4 protein-coding genes are annotated in these 6127 nt (G+C 36.6%); all 4 read right to left on the bottom strand.

What is annotated here, in order from left to right; genetic code table 11:
- Positions 1-281: hypothetical protein (locus A9G48_RS02795; RefSeq protein ID WP_141672944.1), on the bottom strand; the 281-nt coding region annotated here is incomplete at its 3' end.
- 19 nt (positions 282-300) lie between these two features.
- On the bottom strand, positions 301-3654 hold the full coding sequence (locus A9G48_RS02800; protein ID WP_065575756.1) for a T6SS effector BTH_I2691 family protein: 3354 nt from the start codon (positions 3652-3654) through the stop codon (positions 301-303).
- A complete protein-coding gene (locus tag A9G48_RS02805; RefSeq protein ID WP_065575757.1) occupies positions 3641-4585 on the bottom strand; it encodes a hypothetical protein in 945 nt (314 codons plus the stop codon). The genes A9G48_RS02800 and A9G48_RS02805 overlap by 14 nt, the downstream gene beginning before the upstream one ends.
- A gap of 12 nt (positions 4586-4597) precedes the next feature.
- Positions 4598-6127 (bottom strand): DUF2345 domain-containing protein (locus tag A9G48_RS02810; protein ID WP_141672945.1); only part of this gene is annotated, 1530 nt, incomplete at its 5' end.

The raw sequence follows: 6127 nt of genomic DNA on the forward strand, positions 1-6127 counted from the left end.
AAGCCGGCTAATGCAGCGATGCTATTACCATTTAAAGTGGCAAGAGCTGCTCCTTTTCTAAGTTGATTTTGCTGTTTTTGTTTTTGCTCATCACTTAAATAAGCGCCATCAGCAAGTGGCGCATAGCAAAATAGACCTTTAAATTCGGATAGGGTGCCAGTTAATTTAACCAAATTTTTGGGCGGCAGGATTGGATCGGTAATACTGATGCCGGTTTTTTTTAATAAATGTTCTTTATCTTTATAGATGGGGTCGTTACCATCATATTTTGCGTAAGGCATAATCGAATTCCTTATATAATTAATGGGATGTAGGCCAATTATAAATAGTTTGCCAATCACTCGATGAGAATACGGGCATATTTTCTTTGATACGTTTTCGTTCTTGTTCAGCGTAATATTCGGCTAGCTGCTCTTCATATTTTTTAAAGATCGCTTGCAGTGCTTCAATTTCTTTTTCTGACGAGTTAAAACGATAGGCAAAGTCATAATCTGCTATATTTTGCCCTTTACCAAAACGGCAACGCCTTAACCATTTTTCGATATCATCGTCTTCAGCTAATTCTAAATATAGTTGAAGTAAAAAGATACCCAAACTAACCCATGGGTTTAGCGCCAGTGTAATGATTGATATAAGGGTTTTTCCTCCATATATAATAGCTCTTGTTATTAAAATTTTTTTTAAAAATAAAGTGGATAATGATTGAACCCCTCGATCCATAATTTTAATTAAACTGGTTTTACCCATTTGTAAAAATAAATCGGTGGTGGATACAATCAAGGTAAATAGAGATGCATAATATAATGTTTTTTGAGTCTGATCTTTATCTGAAGTGTCCTCATTCCAATTTAAACCAATATCAATTAACCCCGATATTAGCCCAAAAAAGTTGCCTAAAAAGTTCATATTGGACAGTAATTTGGTATTGATTTGTCCTTTGTTGGCATATACGGTAACTAGTCGAAAGCTTGCTGCCATCGATGCTGATACCGCCATAGTTAACTGGTAATCGGCTTGGTTTTGTTGGGCTTGGGTTTTTAATGAGTTATCAGTCACTATATAATAGATTTTCATGATATGTACCCCCAATATAGCCGCAGTAAAACTTGCCCCAACCTTTTCATTGGTGATGTGTTGCTTGATAAGGTTTGTGGCTTTTTGTGAGGCATTTGCCAGCTTTTCGCCAATATTTTTAATATCTGAATACAAGGCACTTTTTAAATTGTCTGCCCATTTATGGTATGACGCCATTCTATTTTTTAGCGCAGTTTTAGATAGCCCTGTTGGCGATATGGCTACTAAAAAAGCTTCGGCAAATTCTGACGATAAATCACCACCCATTTTTTGCATATATTTTAATAAAGCAATAAGTGCAGCACAACTTCCCTCTTTAATTGGGCGTAAATAGGCGGCGGTGATTTGGTTATCGATCGAATCACCATCAATTAACGAGTTTCGTTCGCTTTCAAATAACGAAAAGAACTCTTTAGTTGTATCTAATGCTTTATGTTGTTCTTGTGGGTCAAAAAGTGAGTGACTAATGTTGGCAATGCTATTAGCAAGGTCTATCATAGCATTACTTTCTGTTGATTCGGCTTGATAAAATTCTAATACTGTTTCTAATTTATCTAAGAACTCGCCATAAGATTGTGGTTTTAATTGGGTTGTTTTATTTAATGATAATAAAAAGTTGACACATTCTTTTTGTTTTTCTTTATCTAATTTTCGATTAGCAAACACAGCTGACCAAATAATATTATGACCTTCTAAGTTTTCGTCCTCAATTAATTGGGTGAATAATTGGGTAACTTTGCTACTTTGGGCTTGCATGCCTAAGGTCATTAAAATATCGTTGGCAAACGCCAAATAATTATCATCATCTTGTGCAAAATCATCGGCTGGCAATGAAATGGGATGCTTTTCTTTTTGTTTACTGCAATCTACCCATAAAATTAAATCATTTAATAATCCTGCTATATAGTCTTCTGCCTCTTGTAAAAAAGTGGCATATTTTTCTTTATAGGATTTATAATCGTCGTTTAAATGATTTTCATATTTGCGCCAACGCTTTTCGGCCGATTGTTCGGTCTTATTTTTTTCATGCCATTGTGCTTTATACGCCTGAGCTTTCGCTTCAAACTCGACTCTCATTGCTGCTAATTTAGCATCTAAGCGTTCAATGTTTACCATTTCTGCTTGTTTATTTAATTTAAATGCCTGTTCAAAAACTTGTGCGTGCCGTTCTTCGCCTACTTCTTCAATCAGGTAGTTTTCTTGTACAAATTGGACTAATATTGCAGCGTTATATTTTGTACTTTCTACCGCTTGTTCTATATCGGTTAAATATGGATTAACATACGGGGAAATAAAATTATATTTTTTAGATTCACTCACAATATTAATAACACGTTGACCTTTGGCTTTTTGTTCTTCGCTCCATGGAATCATTCGGGTTGTATCAGTTCCGAATATACCACTATCATAAGGTATTACTTTTTGATTAAAATATTTTGTATCAGCAAGGTATTTTTTATTGGTGTTTTTTATATGTTTTTTAAAATCTTCTTCACTTTCCGCAAGATCGCTGTTTTTTATTGCTTCTTCAAGCATTGCAATACCACTACAAGTGGCATTTTCACGCTGTCTTTCTATCATTATTTTTCTAAACGAGTTTAATGCACTATTACCCCAGTTGCTTAATTCGGCAGTAATACCAATGCTGTCGTTTAATACTACCATCATCGGTGTGCAATCGGTGCTGTTGCGTTCAGCTGACATCATTTTTTTATGTAGATAGACTGAATACGGCTCTTTTAGGGTAATTTGGTCATAAACTGGCTTGGTTAGTAATTGCCAAGGTGTTAATGTGCTTCGTTTTTTAAATAGCTCTTTAGCATATGTAAATGGTTGGCGAAATAAAATACTTTGCGAAAGCGTATTTTTGTCTAATGGTTTATTATGATACAAATAAGGAAAGCAAAGCGAGTAATTGCAATTTTCAAGGTTTGGTAAGTTTATTTTGATTTTTTCTATTATATTTTCAATGTTTTGTATTTCCATTATGGATGCAATGGATTCTTTATCAGCAGTCGTAATTCCATTTTCACTTACTTGCGAATTTAACCATTGCTTCGGTTTGATAAGTTGCATTCGTAAGTTACGTTTATCTTCATCGTTAAGGTATTTTTTTAACGTTTTAATGCTCCATTTATGTTCACTAAAAGCAAGCCAAGCTTTTTCACATTTTTCAGGTTTTGAAAGTGTAATAAAAGCAATATTGCTTGATAAATGGGCACTGTTGTTGCAAGTTGTTTCTATATCATTGAAAGGTACAGAAGGATTTTCTTCACTTATGATATCACCAAATCCTAATAGATCTTGCTCTTTACTAATATCTTGTTGCCAAAAACCACCATTTTCATCAATTCTATAAATAGAAACATCTAATATAATATTGTTTTCATACTGGCACAATACATAAAGATAACCTTTTCGCATAGTTCTTAATACATATTTACTCTCTCCTTTTAAGGTAGGCAACATATCGTTTTTTGCCCATGAGGGTAAATCTGCCGTGACATAATTAGGTGCAACAGCATAACGAATCGGATAAATTGGTAGACCTTTAGATTGGCATTTTTCACATAAACCCATTATTTATTTCCTTCGTATTAATGATACATTCATCCGCTACAATATCCCATTGTGGTGGAGTTATAGTTTGTAATTGTTTTATTAGTGATTGGTGCCGATGTCGTCTTATTGCTTCGGCAATAATTGGATGTTTAATAAATTTAGGATGTATAACTAAACTACGATAAGCATATTCGGTTAGATCTCGTTTATCATGGTATCCTTTGAGGGTAGCATCTTGAAAAGATTGCATAATAATATCATCAGCCTCTCTTTCAGATAAATTATATTGTGGATGAAAAAAATGATAACGAGCAAGTGTCTGGTTGCGACTTTCTATCCAGCTTATTTGTTCCCATTGTTGATCAATAATCCCCAAATTACCGATAAGGTTGTGACGCTCATCTAGCAGATTCTTTTCAATAATTAAATGACCATCACTGTTAAGATATAACCATGAATGAACAGGTTTAAGTAATATTTCCTTTTGCGCCAAAATGAAAATATTCAATAGTGGTGGTAATACCGATGGGTCAAAATAACGCAATAATTGTTTACCGTCACTTGACGGTTGAATGGCAATTTTTCCTAATTCTTGAGCTAATACTTCGGCATTAAATGAAGAGTAAATCCAACCATATACTGAACGTGGTTTTGCAAATAATACTGTTTTAGGATCAATAGCTAAATAAAATTCTTGAATACTTTGTTTTAAAATAATTTGATCTTCTTCATTTTTTAAATCAAGTTCAATAAGTCCTGGTGTGTGTTTAATTTGATAGTTTATATATCGAAATAATGTTAATTCCTTTCCTGTAATCAAATCAGTTAAACTTGTGTTTTGATCATTAGTTTGATAGATAAGGTAAAAATGTGCATCATTTTTTAATGACAGCGAAATAATCTGTTGAAAAATAGCCTCAACGTCTTGTTTTTGTATCGATTTATTCATGTTATCTATAATTTATCCAAGTCTTACATTTGCTTTTTGTAGTTTATCCGCTTCTTGTATCGCCGCTTCACAACCACCAGGTAATAAAGCATCTACATCCATATTTGCTTGTCCCATTTTCTGCATGACATTACATTTAAAATAGACATTATCTTGGGTGCCAAGCTCAATGCCTTCTTCGCTGATTTTTATGTATGAACCGCCACAAATTAAGGTGATTTTTTTATTGGCGCTTAGGGCAACTTTGCCATCAACACTGTCAACTTTAACTTCTTGCTTAGCTGCCATTTTGAGGTTGGCGTTTTGGGCTTGCACTTCAATATCGCCTTGGTTGGCAAAGAGTTTCATGCCTGATTTGTGGGCAAATAAGCCCATCGCTTCGCCCGATGAGAGGGTAAGGTTTTTTAAGGCGGCAATGTCAGTTTGGTTTTCACTGGTTAAAGTAACGCTGTTGCCGGTGGAGAGTTGAATGTTTTGCGGACTGGTTAAGGCAATGCCTTCTTGGGCATAGGCAAGTATGCCGCTTTGGGTCAGTTGGCTTAATGTTTTGTTAAGTTGTTCTTGGCTGTCAGTGTCTGCACCGTGGGCTTCAGACTGAGTAGCCGCATTTTGTAGGGCTTTGGCAATGGATAGCGCATTTTCAAGCTGGGTAATGGCGGCTTGCATGTCGAGCTGTTTGCCTTGTGCTTTAGGCTCGGTTTGGGTGGTTAAGTATAATCCCCGTGCAGCTGCTATGGCGCCCCATTCGTCGGTTCTTAGCTCAAAGCCTTCGCCACGCTGCGCTTTGCTTTGGTCAACTAAGTGACCTAAATTCAGTTGGGTTTTGCCGTATTCGGTGGCGAGTTTGATGTGCTCTTGCCCCCGTTTGTCGTCCATGCGTAATTTATTATTCGCTGGGGTGCGTATCACATTGCGGTGTTTGTTAATGGCGGTGACAGGGTCTGGGTGAGCACTGTCGTGCATTGCATGGGCAATATACGGTCTGTCAGGGTTGCCTTGCATAAAAGCTATTGCTACTTCAGTACCGTCAATCAGTGGAAAGTGAAAACCGTATTCACTGCCGGCATAGGGTTTGGCTAACCTTATCCATAAGCTTTCTTCGCCATTTTTCCAATCTGTTAGGTCAAAGTTAAATTTAACCCGGTAGCGCCCTTGGGTATCAATATAGCCATAGGTGTCATTATCGGGACTGGTGACCCGTGCCGGTAAGGTGCCACTGACTTGTGGCCAAGCAAGGGGCGCTGGGCGATACGGTTTTAATACCTTAAAAGGTATCGCAGTAAAACTGAGCTGGTAAGCATCAGTGCGGCTGCCGCTGCCCGTAACACTTAAAATAATAATGCCTTCATCAATATCAATCAGGGGGGCGCCATTAAGGCTAATGAGTTGCCCAGGAGCAAGGTTATAACGGTTGCTTTTGCCTCGGATAATTATTTGTTCACTGATTGCTTGTTCATGGCGAATACGTGCGTACCAATTGCCACTTTCTGGGGTGCTATTAAGGTGGTAATCATTATCCTTATTTTGTGCATCATCGTTATT

This window comes from Gilliamella sp. wkB18, assembly GCF_001690875.1.
In the GTDB taxonomy this organism is placed as follows: Bacteria; Pseudomonadota; Gammaproteobacteria; order Enterobacterales; family Orbaceae; genus Gilliamella; species Gilliamella apicola_A.

Excerpts from the sequence above, each read along its gene's own strand:
- A9G48_RS02805 (WP_065575757.1), bottom strand. The coding sequence starts at position 4,585 with ATGAATAAATCGATACAAAAACAAGACGTTGAGGCTATTTTTCAACAG.
- A9G48_RS02800 (WP_065575756.1), bottom strand. The coding sequence starts at position 3,654 with ATGGGTTTATGTGAAAAATGCCAATCTAAAGGTCTACCAATTTATCCG.